The organism is Azospirillum himalayense, assembly GCF_042657465.1.
Taxonomy (GTDB): domain Bacteria; phylum Pseudomonadota; class Alphaproteobacteria; order Azospirillales; family Azospirillaceae; genus Azospirillum; species Azospirillum himalayense.
Window position 1 is genome coordinate 26,141 of the sequence record NZ_JBHSLC010000021.1, and the last position, 15,781, is coordinate 41,921.

The following is a 15,781-nucleotide window of genomic DNA, read 5'->3' on the forward strand; positions in this document are numbered from 1 at the left end:
CCGGACCCATGAAGTTCACGCTGTCCTGGCTGAAGGACCATCTGGAGACCGACGCCACGCTCGACCAGATCGTGGAGAAGCTGACCGCCCTCGGCCTGGAGGTCGAAGGGGTGGAGGACCGCTCCCGGGAGCTGAAGCCCTTCCGCGTCGCCCACGTCGTCTCCGCCGAGAAGCACCCGGACGCCGACAAGCTGCGCGTGCTGGTCGTCGACACCGGCACCGAGAAGCTCCAGGTCGTCTGCGGCGCGCCGAACGCGCGCGCCGGCCTGAAGGGCGTCTTCGCGCCGGAGGGGGCCTACATCCCCGGCTCCGACATCACGCTGAAGAAGGGCGTCATCCGCGGCGTCGAGTCGAACGGCATGATGTGCTCCGAGCGCGAGCTGAAGCTGTCGGAGGAGCACAACGGCATCATCGAGCTGCCGGACGACGCGCCGGTCGGCGTCGCCTACGCCGATTACGCCGGCCTGGGCGATCCGGTCATCGACATCAGCCTGACGCCGGACCGCGCCGACTGCGCCGGGGTGCGCGGCATCGCCCGCGACCTCGCCGCCGCCGGGCTGGGCCGGCTGAAGCCGCTGGCCGCTGAGCCGGTCAAGGGCGCCTTCGCCAGCCCGTTTGGCGTGACCATCGAGGCGCCGGACGCCTGCCCGATGTATGTCGGCCGCTACTTCCGCGGCGTGAGGAACGGCCCGTCGCCGAAGTGGCTGCACGACAAGCTGGTGGCCATCGGCCTGCGCCCGATCTCGGCGCTGGTCGACATCACCAACTTCATCACCTTCGACCTGTCGCGCCCGCTGCACGCCTTCGACGCCGACAAGGTCAAGGGCGGCATCGTCGTCCGCATGGCCCGCGAGGGCGAGACGCTGGCGGCGCTGAACGGCAAGGAATACCCGCTCGACCCGAGCATGACGGTCATCGCCGATCATGAGCGGGCCGAGGCGCTGGGCGGCATCATCGGCGGCGAGGCGTCGGGCTGCACCGAGACGACGGTCAACGTCTTCCTGGAGGCGGCGATCTTCGACACCGTGCGCACCGCGCAGACGGGCCGCAAGCTGGGCATCGAGTCGGACGCCCGTTACCGGCTGGAGCGCGGCGTCGATCCGGCGGCGGTGGTGTCGGGGATGGAGCGCGCCACCCGCCTGATCCTGGAGATCTGCGGCGGCGAGGCCTCCGATCTCGTGATCGCCGGCGAGGAGCCGCAGTGGCGCCGCACCCTGACGTTGCGTCCGGGCCGGGTCGCCGCCCTGGGCGGCGTCGACGTGCCGCGCGACGAGCAGACCCGCATCCTGATCGACCTCGGCTGCGAGATCGTCGGCGAGGATGTGGACGGCACCCTGCGCGTCGTTCCGCCCTCCTGGCGCGCCGACATCCACGGCGAGGCCGATCTGGTGGAGGAGGTGCTGCGCATCCACGGCTTCGACGCCATCCCGGCCACCCCGCTGCCGCGCGACAGCGTGCTGACCCGCCCGGCCCTGACCACCAAGCAGCGCCGCGTCGGGCTGACCAAGCGCACGCTGGCCGTCCGCGGCCTGTCCGAAGCCGTCACTTGGTCCTTCATGGCCGGTCCGGTGGCCGCGCTGTTCGGCGGAGTCGGCGAGGGGCTGACCCTGGTCAACCCGATCAGCGCCGACCTCGACGTGATGCGCCCGTCCATCCTCGGCAACCTGATCCAGGCCGCCGGGCGCAACGCCGACCGCGGCTACGCCGACGTCGGCCTGTTCGAGGTCGGCCCGGCTTTCCGCAAGCCCTCGCCGGATGGGCAGGACATCGTGGCCGCCGGCATCCGCGCCGGCAACGCGGTGCCGCGTCATTGGGCGGAGAAGGCCCGCGGCGTCGATGCCTTTGATGCCAAGGCCGACGCGATGGCCGTGCTGGAGGCCGCCGGTGCGCCGGTGACCAACCTGCAGGTCACCACCGACGCGCCGGGCTGGTACCATCCCGGCCGCTCCGGCGTGCTGCGCCTCGGCCCGACGGTGATGGCCCGCTTCGGCGAGATCCACCCGACCGTGCTGGGCACGCTGGGCGTCAAGGGTCCGGTGGTCGGCTTCGAGGTCTTCCTGGACGTCATCCCGCTGCCCAAGAAGAAGGGCGGCACGGCGCGTCCGCTGGTCCAGCTCTCGCCCTTCCAGCCGCTGGAGCGCGACTTCGCCTTCGTCGTCGGCAAGGACGTGGAGGCCGACAAGCTGATCCGCGCCGCCAAGGGCGCCGACAAGGCGCTGGTCAAGGACGTGACGGTCTTCGACGTCTACCAGGGCACCAACCTGGAGGAGGGCAAGAAGTCCGTCGCCCTCTCCGTCACGCTCCAGCCGACCGAGCGCACCCTGACCGAGCCGGAGATCGAAGCCATCGGCCAGAAGATCGTCGCCGCGGTCGCCAAGGCCACGGGCGGCAGCCTGCGCAGCTGACGTTCGCCCTTCTGACGCGGGCGCATCCAAAGGCTGCGGATCCGGGAAAGGGTTCAATTTCGTAAGACAAAGTTTGGGCCTCCGCCGCAAGGCGGGGGCCCATTGTTTTTCCATGTCCGGATGGAACGGCTCCCAATCCGGACAGTTCAAAGGATTGTTCCGGAGGCGTCACGTCTGGATTCGCAGAACATGCCGCGGTCCGTTGTTTGAAGCACGTTTCGGCGTGGCATCCGGGCGTGCCTCATATGCGCTTTTTCAGAGTTGAATGGAGTTGATCCATCAGATAAAGCGAATGAACATAAGTTTGCAAATCATGCATCCGTATTGTCTCGATGCTGCGCATCGCTGCTTATAAATTTCAGAAATGGAATGTTTTCTTTCCAAGATACATGCCAGACATTCCAAAAAGTTTGTTGGGCTGATATTTTGATTTTTTTAATATTTTTCATTCTTTTTTGAAACGGTCATTCGGACAAACGGCGCGGAGTGCCCTGGCCCCGTCGCCCTCAGAGCTGGTGAAGAATCCGATGGTGAGCTTAACGAACGACCACGCCAAGACCGCCTCCGTCCTCGCCATGACCGGGGATGCCGGCAATGGTTCGGTGAACGGCGGCGGTGCGCTCCGCCGCGAGGATGGCGATGGAGGGACGCCGGCCGCGGCCAGCCGGCTGGTCATTGTCGTGGACGACGACCGGTCGATCGTGGAAGGGCTGGCGCTGCTTCTCGAAGCCTGGGGGTACGACGTGCTGACCGCCCTGTCGCTGAACGAACTGGCGCAGCGGCTGCCGCAGGCGCCCGGCCGTCCGGGACTGGTCCTGGCCGATCACTTCCTGCCGGCGGGGGGCACGGGCGCCCAGGCGGTGGAGATGGTGCGCGCCCATGTCGGCGCCCCGGTGCCCGCCCTGATCCTGACCGGCGACACGATGCCGGAGCGTCAGGCCGAAGCCGCCGCCCTGGGCTGCCGGCTGCTGCACAAGCCGGTGCAGATCGGTCCGCTGAAGGACATGGTGGACACGCTGATGAGCGGCGCCGGCTGATCCCGCGTCCGCCGTTCTCCGACGGGCGCCGGCATCCCTTCAGGCGTCACTCCCGGCGCAGGCTGCCGGACACCGCCAGGAAGGCGTCGACCACCACCGGATCGAACCGGCTGCCCGACAGGCGGCGGATCTCCGCCACCGCCACGTCATGGTCCAGCGCCTTGCGATAGGGGCGGTCGCGGGTCATGGCGTCGAAGCTGTCGGCCACCGCGACTATGCGGGCGCTCAGCGGGATGGCGTCGCCCTTCAGGCGGTCGGGATAGCCGGTGCCGTCCCAATTCTCATGATGCGACCGGGCGATCTCCGCCCCCAGATGCAGATGCGTCCGTCCGTCGGACCGCTGGCTCGCGCGGTCCAGCAAATCCCAACCCGTGGTCGTGTGGGCCTGCATGACGGCCCGCTCCTCCGGGGTCAGCGGTCCGGTCTTGCCGAGGATGGCGGGGTCCAGCGTGGCGTTGCCGACGTCGTGGAGGATGGCGGCCAGACCGACCGACTCCAGGAACACCGTGTCGAGGACGGCGGGATGGCGCCCCTCCTCGGCCAGCCGGCGGGCGATGCGGTCGGTCACCAGGGCGATGCGCGGGCCGGTTTCGGCCTCCGCGCAGGGATGACCGGCGCGCTCCGCCAAGTCGGCCATGGCGATGACCGTGTGCTCCTGGCTGCGCCGCAGTTGCTCGTACAGATGCAGATTGTCGAAGCCGACCGAGATCTTGCGGCAGAACACCTCGATCAGGTTGCGATCGAGGTCCGACAGCGGCCGGTCGGAACTCAGATAGACCACGTTCTCGCGGTCGTTCGGCGTGCGGATGTAGAGCGTGCAATGGTCGGCGGCGTAGCGGTTGCTGCGCGACTCCAGGCAGCGCTTCACCTCCGCCAGCACGGCGGGCTCGACATGGTTGGCCGCCGGCTCGTCGATCAGCGTTTCGAAGCGGCCGGAGCCGGCCAGCACATACAGCCCGTCCGCCGCGCCGTTGATCACCGGGCCGCGCTGCACGCACAGGATGGCGTCCGGCCCGACGCCGAGGATGCCGGAGAGCTGCGTCAGCACGCCCGCGGCGAACAGCTTCATCGAGCGCGCCTGGAACAGCGACGACGACGCCTCGATGATCTTCTCCAGCCCGCGCCGGTTCATCTCGATCGCCATGATGTCCTCGTAGGAGCGCAGGGCGGCGACCGTGGTGGTGAACAGCTGCTGGGCGGTGAGCTGCGTCTTGGCCTTGTAGTCGTTGATGTCGTAGTCGAGGATCACCGCGCGCTCCGGCGCCTGGCCGGGCTGGCCGGTGCGCAGGATGATGCGGACATGGCGGTTCTTCCGCTCCTCCCGGATGTGGTGGACGAGCTGCAGCCCGGCGTCGTCGGTCTCCATCACCACATCCAGCAGGATGATGGCGATGTCCTCCTCGCGCTCCAGGATCGTCCGCGCCTCCGCGGCGGAATAGGCGGAGATGAACTGGGCGGAACGGCCCTTGTAGGCGAAATCGGCCAGGACGAGCTTGGTGATGGAGTGCACCTCCGGCTCGTCGTCCACGATCATCATCTTCCACCGGTTCCCGGTGGCCGGCGACCCGGTTTCGCCGTTGCCGTCGCCGTCCTGGTCGTCCAGAAAAAGGAACTCGTCGTCGGAGTCGGTCATGGGCAAAGCCTGGGGGGAGCGGGCGGGGGGCAAGAAAGATTAACACGGCTCGGCCGCGCCCGCCTACCGCCACGATCGATGCATTTTCGTCGAAAAAGCTCAGTAATTTACCGGAGGCGCCGGGATCAGAAGGTCTCCAGCTCGATCACCCAGCAGTCCATGGAGCGTTGCGCCAGCGCGCCGCAGACATTGTCCACCTGCGTCCGGGTGAAGGGGCCGACGCCCATCTGGTAGGTGGTGCGGGCGCCGCGGAAGACCGGCCAGACCATCGGCGGCAGGTCGCGGTAGGCCGTCCCCGGGCCGTAGGTGAACTCCTGCCACGCCCGCAGCCCTTCGGCGTGGCTGACATATTCGCCGAGCCGCGCGGCGAACAGCGGGCCCGGCTCGATCGGCGGCATGCCGGGCAGCGGGTAGGGGGCGACCACCCCGATCAGCCCCTCCGCCGTGGCGACCGCGCGCGTCCTGCCGGGCATGCCCAGGGTCACCCGCCCGTTCGCGGAGTCGATCAGGCTGACCACGTCGCCCTTGCGCAGGGTGAAGCCGCGCCGCTTCTTGTTGTCGAGGATCTCCGTCGCCTTGATGGCGTCGGCCGCGACGACATAGCCCTGGGCGGGCACCTGGGCGGCGATCTCCCACGCGCTGCGCGGCACCACGGCGGCGCTGCGGTGGATGACCGGCGGCTTGCCGGTCGAGGGGGGCGATCCGCCGGCGTTGGCCCCGGCGGCGGTGGCGCCCATGGCGGCGGTGATGGAGCGCGACACCATCAGCGCCGGGTCCAGCGAGTCGGAGGGCACGTAGCCGATGGGCTGGCCGCCGATGGCGACCTCCGTCCAGCTGGTGCCGCGGGGCGTGCCCAGCGCGTTCAGCGCCTTGCCGCGCGGCAGGGTCTGGATGATCCGGGCGTCGGCGTTGGGGCCGATGCGCACCTCGATGTCGCGGTTGAGGACCACCTCGCCGGTCAGCGGCGCGCCGATGGCGACGGGGCTCTGCGCCAGGGCGGCGTCCGGGGCGAACCACATCGTCGCCGCGGCCAGGATCAGCCGCAGCGCCAGGGCGCGGAAGGCGGTGGTGGAACGCGTGCGCACGGCGGTTTGCCCCCATGGAGGAGGGGCCATTCTGCATCGGTCCGGCCCGCCGGGGCAACCCGGCGCGCGTCCGGCGTGGCGGATGTCACGAAGCGGGGCCAAGCGTCAGGCTGGGCGTCAGGCTGGGCGTCAGGCCAGACGGCTCCCGCCCACCAGATCGTGGATGGCCTCGGCCAGCAGGCGGACCGGCTTGGCGGCCATGCCGGGGGCGCGGTGCAGCGCGATGTCGATGTCCGGCAGGTCGGGGAAGCCGTCCGCCGCGGTCAGCCGGCGCAGGCTGGGCGGGACGGTGCACTCCTCCATGGCGGTGACCCCCAGCCCGCCCAGCACGGCGCCGTGCACCGCCACCACGCTCTTGCTGATGAAGGCGACGCGCCAGCCGCGCCCGATGCCCTCCAGCGCCGCGACGGCGAGGTCGCGCACCACGCAGCCCTTGGGGAACAGCGCCAGCGGCAGCGGGTCCTCGCGCTCGATGGGGGGGGAATCGACGACGGTGGAGCGCGGCGGGGCGACCCAGGCCACCGGCTCCCGCCGCACCAGCTCGCCGCTGCGGCTGTCGGGGTGGCGGGTGACCAGGGCGAGGTCGTAGCGGCCCTTGTCGATCTCCGCCACCAGATCGGGGCTGTTGTCGCAGATCACCTCCACCGGCACGTCGGGGTAGGCGGCGGCGAAGCGGGCGAGCACGCCGGGCAGCAGCATGGTGGCGTAATCGTCCGGCGTGCCGATCCGCACGCTGGCGATCGTGGCGGGCCGGCGCATCAGGGCCAGAACCTCGTCGTTCAGGGTCAGCATCCGCCGGGCGTAGGTCAGCAGAAGCTCGCCCTCCTGGGTCAGGTGGACGCTCTTGGTGTCACGCTGGAAGACGCGGGTGCCCACCACCTCCTCCAGCCGGCGGACCTGCTGGCTGACGGCGGCCTGGGTGCGGCCCAGCGTGTCGCCGGCACGGGTGAAGCTGCGCGCGTCGGCGACGGCGACGAAGGCGCGCAGAAGGTCGGTGTCGAGGTTGGCCGGCATGGTCACGCATTCAAGCAGAGGGGGCGCGCGGGTTCAACGCGCGGAAGGACCATCACGATCTGTGATGAACCTCATAAAGCCTATTCGTTTCCAAGATTTTTCGCGCGGGCGCAGGGTGCCCTCCGATCTTGGGAGGACGGAGCGATGGGCGTGTTCGACGCGATGACGACGGTGGTGCTGGAAGCTGGACGGCTGGACCGCGAGGGGGAGCGCCGTCCGATGACGGTGACGGTGGCGGCGCCGTCGCCGTGGCGCTTCCGGCTGCCGCGGATGCCGGCGCTGTCGGTGCTGCTGCTGACGATCCTGGTGGCGTGAGGGCCGGGTCAGGTGGCGGGCGTGCCGTCGGCGGGCTTGTCCGCCGGGGCCTCGGCCGCCGGCACCGGCTCGGGAGCCGGCGTTGCTGGCGGGGTGAGGCGGATGGGCGCCGGTCCGCCGCTGTCGGGAGTCGAGGCCGCCGGAGCTTCCACAGGGGCCTCCGCCGGGACCTCCGCGGGGGGCGGGGCGGGAAGCTCCTTCGTCTCGATCGTCTCGGCGGGCTTGGCGTCCTTTTGGGCGTCCTTCGCCGCTTCCTTCAGGGTGGGGGCCGGCTCGGGGTCCGTGGAATAGTCGGCGACGATGCGGGCCTGGCTGCCGGCGATGACCAGCACCTTCTGCCCGATCTCGATGGGCTTCTCTTCCCGCTGGGTGACCGACAGAAGCTCGCCGTCCGGCTTGCGGACGATGTACTCCCAGCCCGTGGTGTCGCCGGTCACATGCTCGATCGAGGTGCCGATCAGCCCGCCGATGGCGGTGCCGCCGACCGCGCCCAGCGCCGCATTGATGCCGAAGGTGCCGGACTGCGAGCCCAGCACGCCGCCCGCGGCCCCGCCGGTGACCGCGCCGACGGTGCCGTTGGTGCTGATCTTGACCTGACGGAACCCGATGACGACCGCACGCTCCACCTTGTTCGCCTGCTGCGTCGCGCTGGCGGCGTAGGTGTTCGGGGAGTAGTTCGGGGTGCAGCCTGCGAGGATGCCGGCGACCAGGGCCGCGGCGGGCAGGCCAAACATGACAGTGCGCGTCACGGGACATCATCCGTTTGGAAGCCTGATCGCGGTGATAGGCGATTCCGTGCGGGGAGTCATTCGACTTTTTATGGGCTCCGGGATGCGCGGACAAAAAGAAAGCGGGCCTTGCCGCACCCGCTTTCCATCACATCACCGCGGAACCGTGGCTCACTCGTCGCCCATCTTGAGGGCGGCGATGAAGGCGCTCTGCGGGATTTCGACCTGACCGAACTGCCGCATGCGCTTCTTGCCTTCCTTCTGCTTGTCCAGCAGCTTGCGCTTGCGGCTGATGTCGCCGCCGTAGCACTTGGCCGTCACGTCCTTGCGCAGCGCGCCGATGCTCTCGCGGGCGATGATCTTGCCGCCGATGGCCGCCTGCACGGCGATCTTGAAGAGCTGGCGCGGGATCAGTTCCTTCAGCCGCTCGCAGAGCTGGCGGCCGCGCCGCTCCGACTGGGAGCGGTGGACGATCATCGACAGGGCGTCCACCGGCTCGGCGTTCACCAGGATCGACATCTTGACGAGGTCGCCTTCCTCGTAGCTGTCCATCTGGTAGTCGAAGCTGGCGTAGCCGCGGCTGATCGACTTCAGCCGGTCGTAGAAGTCGAAGACCACCTCGTTCAGCGGCAGCCGGTAGACCAGCATGGCGCGGGCGCCGGCGTAGGTCAGCTCGATCTGCTGGCCGCGCCGCTCGGTGCAGAGCTGGAGGATGCCGCCCAGATACTCGTCGGGCAGCATGATGGTGGCCTTGATCCACGGCTCGTCGATGCGGTCGATCTTCATCACGTCCGGCATGTCCGCCGGGTTGTGCAGATCCATCACCGTGCCGTCGGTCATGTACAGCTTGTAGACCACCGACGGCGCCGTGGTGATCAGGTCGAGGTTGAATTCGCGCTCCAGCCGCTCCTGGATGATCTCCAGATGCAGCAGGCCGAGGAAGCCGCAGCGGAAGCCGAAGCCCAGCGCCGCCGACGTCTCGGCCTCGTAATGGAAGCTGGCGTCGTTCAGCTTCAGCTTGCCCAAGGAATCGCGCAGCCGCTCGAAGTCGGCGGCGTCGACCGGGAACAGGCCGCACCACACCACGGGGATGGAGGGCTTGAAGCCGGCCAGCGGCTCGGCCGCCGGGCGGCGGTCCTCGGTGATGGTGTCGCCGACCTTGGTCAGCGTGATGTCCTTGATGGCGGCGGTGATGAAGCCCATCTCGCCCGGCCCCAGCTCGCCGGTCAGCAGCGCCTTCGGGGTGAAGACGCCGACGCGGTCGACCTCGTGCGCGCTGCCGGTGGACATGAAGCGGACCTTCTGGTTCACCTTCAGCCGCCCGTCCACCACGCGCACCAGGATGACCACGCCGAGATACGGGTCGTACCAGGAATCGACCAGCAGGGCCTTCAGCTCGCCGTCGGCGTTGCCCTTGGGCGCGGGCAGGCGCTGCACCACGGCTTCCAGAACGGCGTCGATGTTCAGGCCGGTCTTGGCCGAGATTTCCACGGCGTCGGTGGCGTCCAGGCCGATCACGTCCTCGATCTGCTGCTTCACGCGGTCGGGCTCCGCCGCCGGCAGGTCGATCTTGTTCAGGACCGGGATGATCTCGTGGTTGTTGTCGATCGCCTGATAGACGTTGGCGAGCGTCTGCGCCTCCACCCCCTGCGAGGCGTCCACCACCAGGATCGAGCCCTCGCAGGCGGCGAGGCTGCGGCTGACCTCGTAGGCGAAGTCGACGTGGCCCGGCGTGTCCATCAGGTTCAGCGTGTACTGCTGCCCGTCCTTGGCCTTGTAGAGCAGGCGGACGGTCTGCGCCTTGATGGTGATGCCGCGCTCGCGCTCGATGTCCATGCTGTCGAGCACCTGTTCGCGCATCTCGCGCGAATCGAGGCCGCCGCACTGCTGGATCAGACGGTCGGCAAGGGTCGACTTGCCGTGGTCGATGTGCGCGATGATCGAGAAATTGCGGATGTGCGAAAGGTCAGTCATCGGTGCCCGGAGCCCTGGTTTGGGGCGGAACATAGGGCGGACGGACGATGCGCGCAATGGAGAAGGGTGACGGCCCGGCTCCGGCCAACGTTGGTCGCGGCTTGCGGCGCGGCTCCTCTCGCGTCCCTTCCCGTGGTCCGCCGCACGGCAACCATGCCGCGCGGCGGCCGTGGGCGGTGCCGCCCGAGGCACGGTGCGACGTCCGGCCTTTTCCCTTTACCGTCCCGCACCGCCCATGGACTATGGCGGCGCGAAGGGCGGCCTTGGGGGATCATTCATGAAATGCGCGGTGATCATCCCGGTGGGGCCGGGACACGATGGGTTGTCCGATGAGGCGGCGGCTTCCGTCGAGGCGGCGTTCCGGGCCGACCAGGGCCCCTTTTCCGACGTGATGATCCTGCGCATCCCCGACCCGGACGGGGCGATCGGCCGCTCGCGGTGCCGGAACTTCGGCGTCGAACACGCCATTCAGCACGGCGCGGAGTGGGTCTTCTTCCTGGACGCCGACGACCTGATGGATCGCAACGGCTTCGCGGCGGTCCGCGGCCATGTGGCGGACTTCGACGCCGTGTTCGGGATGATCGCCGAGCAGTGGTACGGATCGGACGCCGTGGCGTTGCGGGAAAAGCAGGTGGGGGCGACCACCCTTTTGTCCGACATCCTCCTGAACGATCCCTATCTGACGCTGCAGATGGGGCATTTCGTCCGCGCGCGCGTCGCGCGATCCATCCCGTTCGACGAGGCCATGGATACCGGCGAGGACTTCAAATATTACCTGGAGCTCTGGCGGACGCACCGATGCTGCAAGATCGGACAGCCGCTCTTCATCAACCGGCGCGGCGCCCACTCCACCGGACCGCGCTCGGCCGACGGCGGCGGGTGGCGGCAGGCCGTGACGCGGGTGTTCGGCGCGTTCTTCCGCAACCACCCCATCGTGATCAACTTCGTGGTGTCCGGCGTGAAGGTCGGCTTCGCCATCGCCAACCCGTTCGACATGATCCACCGCCATTACCTGCGGCGCGTGTTCTTCGAGCAGGAAGAGCTGGACTATCTGCGGGGGCTCGTGCCCGCCGGATCGTCGATCCTGGAGATCGGCGCCAACGTCGGGAACCACGTCGTCTATTACGGCCTGTTCATGGCGCCGCGCCGCATCATCGCGGTCGAGCCCAACCCGGCGGCCCTGCATTTCCTGAAGAAGAACGTGGAGATCAACCGGCTCGACCCGGCGATGATCACTTTTCTGGAGTGCGGCGTCGGGGATCGTCACGGTTCCTTTGATCTGAACGTCGCCGACGAGGCCAACCTGGGGGCGGCGCGCCTCGTCCCGGCGGAGGGCGGGCGCGTCGCCGTCCATCCCATCGACGATCTCGTCCAGGAGCGCGTCGACTTCATCAAGATCAACGTCGAGGGCATGGAGATGGAAGCGCTGTCCGGCGCCCGGAACACGATCGCCCTCCACAGGCCCATCCTGTTCATCGAGGTCGGGAACGCCAACAGGAACGCCTTTTTCGATTGGGCCGGACGGAACGGTTACCGCATCGCCAAGGAATTCCCGTGCGGCGACGCCTCGAACTGCGCGGCCGTGCCGGTGTGAAGCCGGTGTGAGGCCGCCCGCCCGGGGGCAGGCCGGCCTCGCATCGCCGGTGCGGCCGTCGGGACGGGGGTCACGGGATGTCCGGCCCGACCCCCACCGGGATGACGCGGACACCGTCCTGATCGGTCGGAATGTAGCGCCAGGGGTCGAGGACCACCGAGCCCGCCGGAAAGCGCAGATCGGCAAAGACGCTGTGCTTCGCCCCGATCAGGTAGGTGGCGACGGGCAACGCGTCCTCGACGAGAGGAGCGGAATCCATGTGGGGATCGATCAAGGTGACCGGAACGCCCCGCTCCTCAAGGATCGCGCGCAACAGCAGGGCCGGGCTGCCCGTGGCCATGTCGCAGTCGGACTTGAACGCCCAGCCCAGGATCACCTTGGGCGGCACATGGGCGCACATCAGGTCGGCAAGCCATTCGGTTTGCTTCTCGCGCGACCTCATGACGGCGTCGAAGGTGTCGAAGCTGAGATCCAGCTCGCGCGCCAGCCAGGACATGGCGATGTTGTCGCGGGGGTGGCATCCGCCGCCGTCGCCCATGCCGCCCCGCAGGTAGCTTGGGCTGATCAGCCGCCGGGAGGCCAACGCCAGACAGTCCGTCACCGCGTCCACGTCGGTCCCCGGCAACTTGTGGCAAACTTCCATCATCGTGTTGGCGAAGGCGATCTTCATGCCGATGAAGGTGTTGTAGGCCACCTTGATCAGTTCGGCGTTCTCAAGGGAGGTGGCGTAGAACGGAGCGTCCGTGACGGTGCGGTAGAACGCTTCGGCGAGCGAGGCGGCCTCCCGATCGTGGCGACCGAAGAGAACAAACTCCGGTTGGAGAAAGTCGCGCATGGTCGTGCCCATGGCGATGAAGAACGGATTGTAGCAGAGCTTGATGCGGGGCGTCAGGACAGGCAGGACATGGCGGCGGATGGTCCCCGGCAGGACGGTGGAGATGATGACGACCACCGTGTCGCGCGACGCCACCCGCGCCACGTCGCGGCAGGCGGCCACCAGATGCTCGTAGTGGAAATCGGTCCGGCTGTCGGGAAGACGCGTGATCCCCTCGTACAGGGGGTCGTGGGGGGTCTGAACCGCGATGAAAAGAAGGTCGGCGTGGTTGACGACCTCCTCCAGCGTTCCGAACCGCAGGCTGCTCGCTTCGAGATAGGGATCGAACGGTTCGTGGCCGTCCGGACCGGTTTCGGTGTAGGAGCGCCGCCCCTTGTTCATCACGTCGGGGCGGACGTCGAATCCCATCACGTCGTGGCCCTTCAGCGCCATCGCCACCGCGCAGGGCAGGCCCAGCTTGCCCAGGCCGATCACGCCGATCCTCATCGGGCGTCTCCCGTTTCGACCGGATTGTCGCTGCTGGAACGGATGATGGCCGCAAGCCGGTCGGCGTCGCGCTGCCGCACCGGCCATGTGCGATCCAGTATCAGCATGTCGCGGGCGATCCTCTCGCGGTTTTCCCCCGACCGATGGCGCAGATAGGTTTCGTCGAGTTCCGATTTCCCGACGGAGAAGTGGCGATGCTCCACCGTCACGTCGCTGATGAAATGCAGCCGCTCGACCCGCTTGGCCACGTCCATGATCCAGGTGTCGTTGGCGATGAACTCGAAGACGCCGGGGGTGAAATAGCCCAGGGTCTCGTACCAGCGGCGGCTGACAATGGGAAAGGCGCAGTGCTTCTCGCCATTGATGCCGTCTTCGAACCACATGCAGTAAACGTCGTCGGGGAACTTGGCGATTTCCTGGTCCAGGCGATTGTCCCATCCTGACTGGACATAGACCTGATCGTCGTTGGCCATCATCAGGACATCGCCGGTGCTGGAGGCGGCGAGGTCGTTCCAGGAGAGGGAGACGCTTTTCGGGGGCCCGACCAGCGCCGTGAAGCGGCGCAATTCGACTCCGACCTCGGCCAACGCCTCGAACATCCGTTTGTAGTCGGGCAAAGCGGGGTCGTCGGAGTCGACATAGGCCAGGACTTCGACCCGTTCCACCGACCCCGCGGTCGCGGCAACGCTTTCGATCAGCCGCTGCAGCCCATCCGGCCGCCCGCGGGTGGGACAAAGGAGAGAATAATTCAAAATCCGCATAGGACCGTCCCAGATGTCGCTGTCACCGGGGTCATGTTGGGTTTTCCGGCAACGTTCTACGGCTTCATGCGCGGATCGACGTTTGGAGGGAAGGGGGCGCTCGTCCTGTGATTGATTAAGGGTGCGAGCGGCCCGACAGCTCTAGGGTGTGATCCAGCGCATGTTCCATCGGGCGCACAATAGACCAGGGATGCCTCAACCGGGAAGGGAAAGCGTGGCGGGCGTCATGCCGTCCTGGCGATGTCACGCGCTCCGCCGCTTCGTCGGCTCGGGCGGGCGAAGCGCCGCCCGGCGCGGACCGATGCCGACGCGATCCGGCGTCACCGATCCTCAATCAACCGGGAACGCACGCTGGGGTGGTCTCCCCTGCCTCGAACCCTCCGTCACCCCACCAGGACCGGCGCCACCGCGCGATACAGCTCCATGTACTCCTCCGCCGGGCCATGCCAGCCGAAGTCGCGGGTCATGGCGCGCTGCTGCATGGCGTGCCAGCGCTCCGGCTTGCGGTAGAGGGTGGCGGCGCGGCGCAGCGCCCAGGTCAGCTCCTGGGCGTTGGCGTTGACGAACTGGAAGCCCGTTGCGCTGCCGTCGTTCACCGCCGCCGGGTTGGCGTCCACGATGGTGTCGGCCAGCCCGCCGGTGCGGCGGACCAGCGGCAGCGTGCCGTACTTCAGCGCGTACATCTGGGTCAGGCCGCAGGGCTCCGACCGCGAGGGCACCAGGAACAGGTCGGCGCCGGCCTGGATGCGGTGCGACAGCGCCTCGTCGTAGCCGATGCGCACGCCCACCGACTTCGGATACCAGGTGGCGAGGTGGCGGAAGCCGGCCTCCAGCGCCGGTTCGCCGTTGCCCAACACGGCCAGCTGGCCGCCCAAGGCGATCCATTGCGACGCCGCCTCCAGCACCAGATCCAGCCCCTTGTGGCTGGTCAGGCGGCTGACCACGGCGGCCAGCGGGGCGTCGGGCCGGCGGTCCAGGCCGAAGGTCGCCTGGAGGTCGGCCTTGCACAGGTCCTTGCCGCCGAGGTCCGCGGCGCCGTAGCGGGCGGCGATGTGCGGGTCGCTGGCGGGGTCCCAGATGTCGTAGTCCACGCCGTTGAGGATGCCGGTCAGCGCCTCGGCCCGCGTGGCGAGCAGCCCTTGCAGGCCGGCGCCGTGCTCCGCCGTCTGGATCTCGTGGGCGTAGGTCGGGCTGACCGTGGTCAGGCGGTCGGAATAGAAGCATCCGGCCTTGAGGAAGCCGACGCCGCCGTAATACTCCACTCCGTCGATCCGGAAGGCGGCGGACGGCAGGCCGAGGTCGCTCATCATCCAGGCGCCGAACAGGCCCTGGTAGGCGATGTTGTGGATCGTCGTCACCGTGCCCGGCCGGAACGGCCCGGCGAAGCGGTCGGGGCGCAGCTCCAGATAGGCCGGGATCAGGCCGGTCTGCCAGTCGTGCCCGTGCAGCACGTCGGGACGCCACCAGGGGTCCAGCCCGTCCTCGGCCGCGAAGCCCGCCGCGCACCAGGACAGGGCGGCGAAGCGTTCCGCGTTGTCGGGCCAGTCCTTGCCGTCCGGCCCCAGATAGGGGTTGCCGGGCCGGTCGTAGAGCGCCGGTGCGTCCAGCGCGTAGGCCAGCACCCCGTCCGGCATCCGTCCGATCCGCAGCGTCGCCGGGGCGCCGCCGGGCAGATCGGTGCCGGGCAGATCGGTGAGGGGCTTGCCGACCGGCTGCAGGTCGGTCAGCCCGTTCAGCACCGCCGGATAGCCGGGCAGCAGCAGGCGGACCTCGGCTCCGGCGCGGTTCAGGGCGGGGGGCAGGGCGGCGGAAACGTCGGCCAGCCCGCCGGTCTTCACCAGGGGGTAGCATTCCGGCGTGACGTACAGGACGCGCATGGAGGCGGGGTCTTTCGGTTTCTTCTTGGTCTTGCTC

Annotated in this window: 12 protein-coding genes; 4 read left to right on the top strand and 8 right to left on the bottom strand. The window is 68.6% G+C overall.

Annotated elements, in window-relative coordinates:
* The first annotated feature begins 8 nt into the window (after window positions 1-8).
* Both pheT and ACFPMG_RS11990 read left to right on the top strand, forming a co-directional pair.
* The gene (pheT, locus tag ACFPMG_RS11985) at window positions 9-2,405 is read left to right on the top strand and encodes a phenylalanine--tRNA ligase subunit beta (RefSeq protein ID WP_376995356.1); all 2,397 of its coding nucleotides are present in this window, start codon (window positions 9-11) and stop codon (window positions 2,403-2,405) included.
* 527 nt (window positions 2,406-2,932) lie between these two features.
* On the top strand, window positions 2,933-3,442 hold the full coding sequence (locus ACFPMG_RS11990) for a response regulator (RefSeq protein ID WP_376995357.1): 510 nt from the start codon (window positions 2,933-2,935) through the stop codon (window positions 3,440-3,442).
* A gap of 46 nt (window positions 3,443-3,488) precedes the next feature.
* Here the strand turns inward: ACFPMG_RS11990 and ACFPMG_RS11995 are convergent, their stop codons facing one another.
* The 3 genes from ACFPMG_RS11995 to ACFPMG_RS12005 all read right to left on the bottom strand — a co-directional run bounded on the left by ACFPMG_RS11995 (window position 3,489) and on the right by ACFPMG_RS12005 (window position 7,174).
* Window positions 3,489-5,075 (bottom strand): DUF3369 domain-containing protein, encoded by a 1,587-nt coding sequence (locus ACFPMG_RS11995; RefSeq protein WP_376995358.1) that lies wholly within the window; start codon window positions 5,073-5,075, stop codon window positions 3,489-3,491.
* Between the two features lie 125 nt (window positions 5,076-5,200).
* Entirely contained in the window at window positions 5,201-6,160 is a 960-nt protein-coding gene (locus tag ACFPMG_RS12000) for an SH3 domain-containing protein (protein WP_376995359.1), read from the bottom strand.
* 129 nt (window positions 6,161-6,289) lie between these two features.
* Window positions 6,290-7,174, bottom strand: a complete 885-nt coding sequence (locus tag ACFPMG_RS12005; protein ID WP_376995360.1) for a LysR substrate-binding domain-containing protein — start codon at window positions 7,172-7,174, stop codon at window positions 6,290-6,292.
* A 144-nt stretch (window positions 7,175-7,318) separates the two neighbouring features.
* On the opposite strand from ACFPMG_RS12005, the gene ACFPMG_RS12010 reads away from it, so the two are divergent.
* On the top strand, window positions 7,319-7,489 hold the full coding sequence (locus ACFPMG_RS12010) for a hypothetical protein (protein WP_376995361.1): 171 nt from the start codon (window positions 7,319-7,321) through the stop codon (window positions 7,487-7,489).
* Between the two features lie 8 nt (window positions 7,490-7,497).
* Here ACFPMG_RS12010 and ACFPMG_RS12015 read toward each other — a convergent pair whose 3' ends face one another.
* Window positions 7,498-8,238: an outer membrane lipoprotein gene (locus ACFPMG_RS12015; protein WP_376995362.1), complete on the bottom strand. Its 741-nt coding sequence runs from the start codon at window positions 8,236-8,238 to the stop codon at window positions 7,498-7,500.
* A gap of 150 nt (window positions 8,239-8,388) precedes the next feature.
* Window positions 8,389-10,191: a translation elongation factor 4 gene (gene lepA / locus ACFPMG_RS12020; protein WP_035669796.1), complete on the bottom strand. Its 1,803-nt coding sequence runs from the start codon at window positions 10,189-10,191 to the stop codon at window positions 8,389-8,391.
* Window positions 10,192-10,468: 277 nt separating this feature from the next.
* On the opposite strand from lepA, the gene ACFPMG_RS12025 reads away from it, so the two are divergent.
* Complete coding sequence (locus tag ACFPMG_RS12025) at window positions 10,469-11,785, top strand: FkbM family methyltransferase (protein WP_376995363.1); 1,317 nt, start codon at window positions 10,469-10,471, stop codon at window positions 11,783-11,785.
* A gap of 70 nt (window positions 11,786-11,855) precedes the next feature.
* On the opposite strand, the gene ACFPMG_RS12030 is transcribed toward ACFPMG_RS12025, so the two are convergent.
* From ACFPMG_RS12030 to glgA, 3 genes are all read right to left on the bottom strand, one after another.
* A complete protein-coding gene (locus ACFPMG_RS12030) occupies window positions 11,856-13,106 on the bottom strand; it encodes a nucleotide sugar dehydrogenase (RefSeq protein ID WP_376995364.1) in 1,251 nt (416 codons plus the stop codon).
* On the bottom strand, window positions 13,103-13,867 hold the full coding sequence (locus tag ACFPMG_RS12035) for a glycosyltransferase family 2 protein (RefSeq protein WP_376995365.1): 765 nt from the start codon (window positions 13,865-13,867) through the stop codon (window positions 13,103-13,105). Before ACFPMG_RS12035 ends, ACFPMG_RS12030 begins: the two co-directional genes overlap by 4 nt.
* A gap of 383 nt (window positions 13,868-14,250) precedes the next feature.
* Entirely contained in the window at window positions 14,251-15,744 is a 1,494-nt protein-coding gene (gene glgA, locus ACFPMG_RS12040; protein WP_376995717.1) for a glycogen synthase GlgA, read from the bottom strand.
* Window positions 15,745-15,781 lie beyond the last annotated feature (37 nt).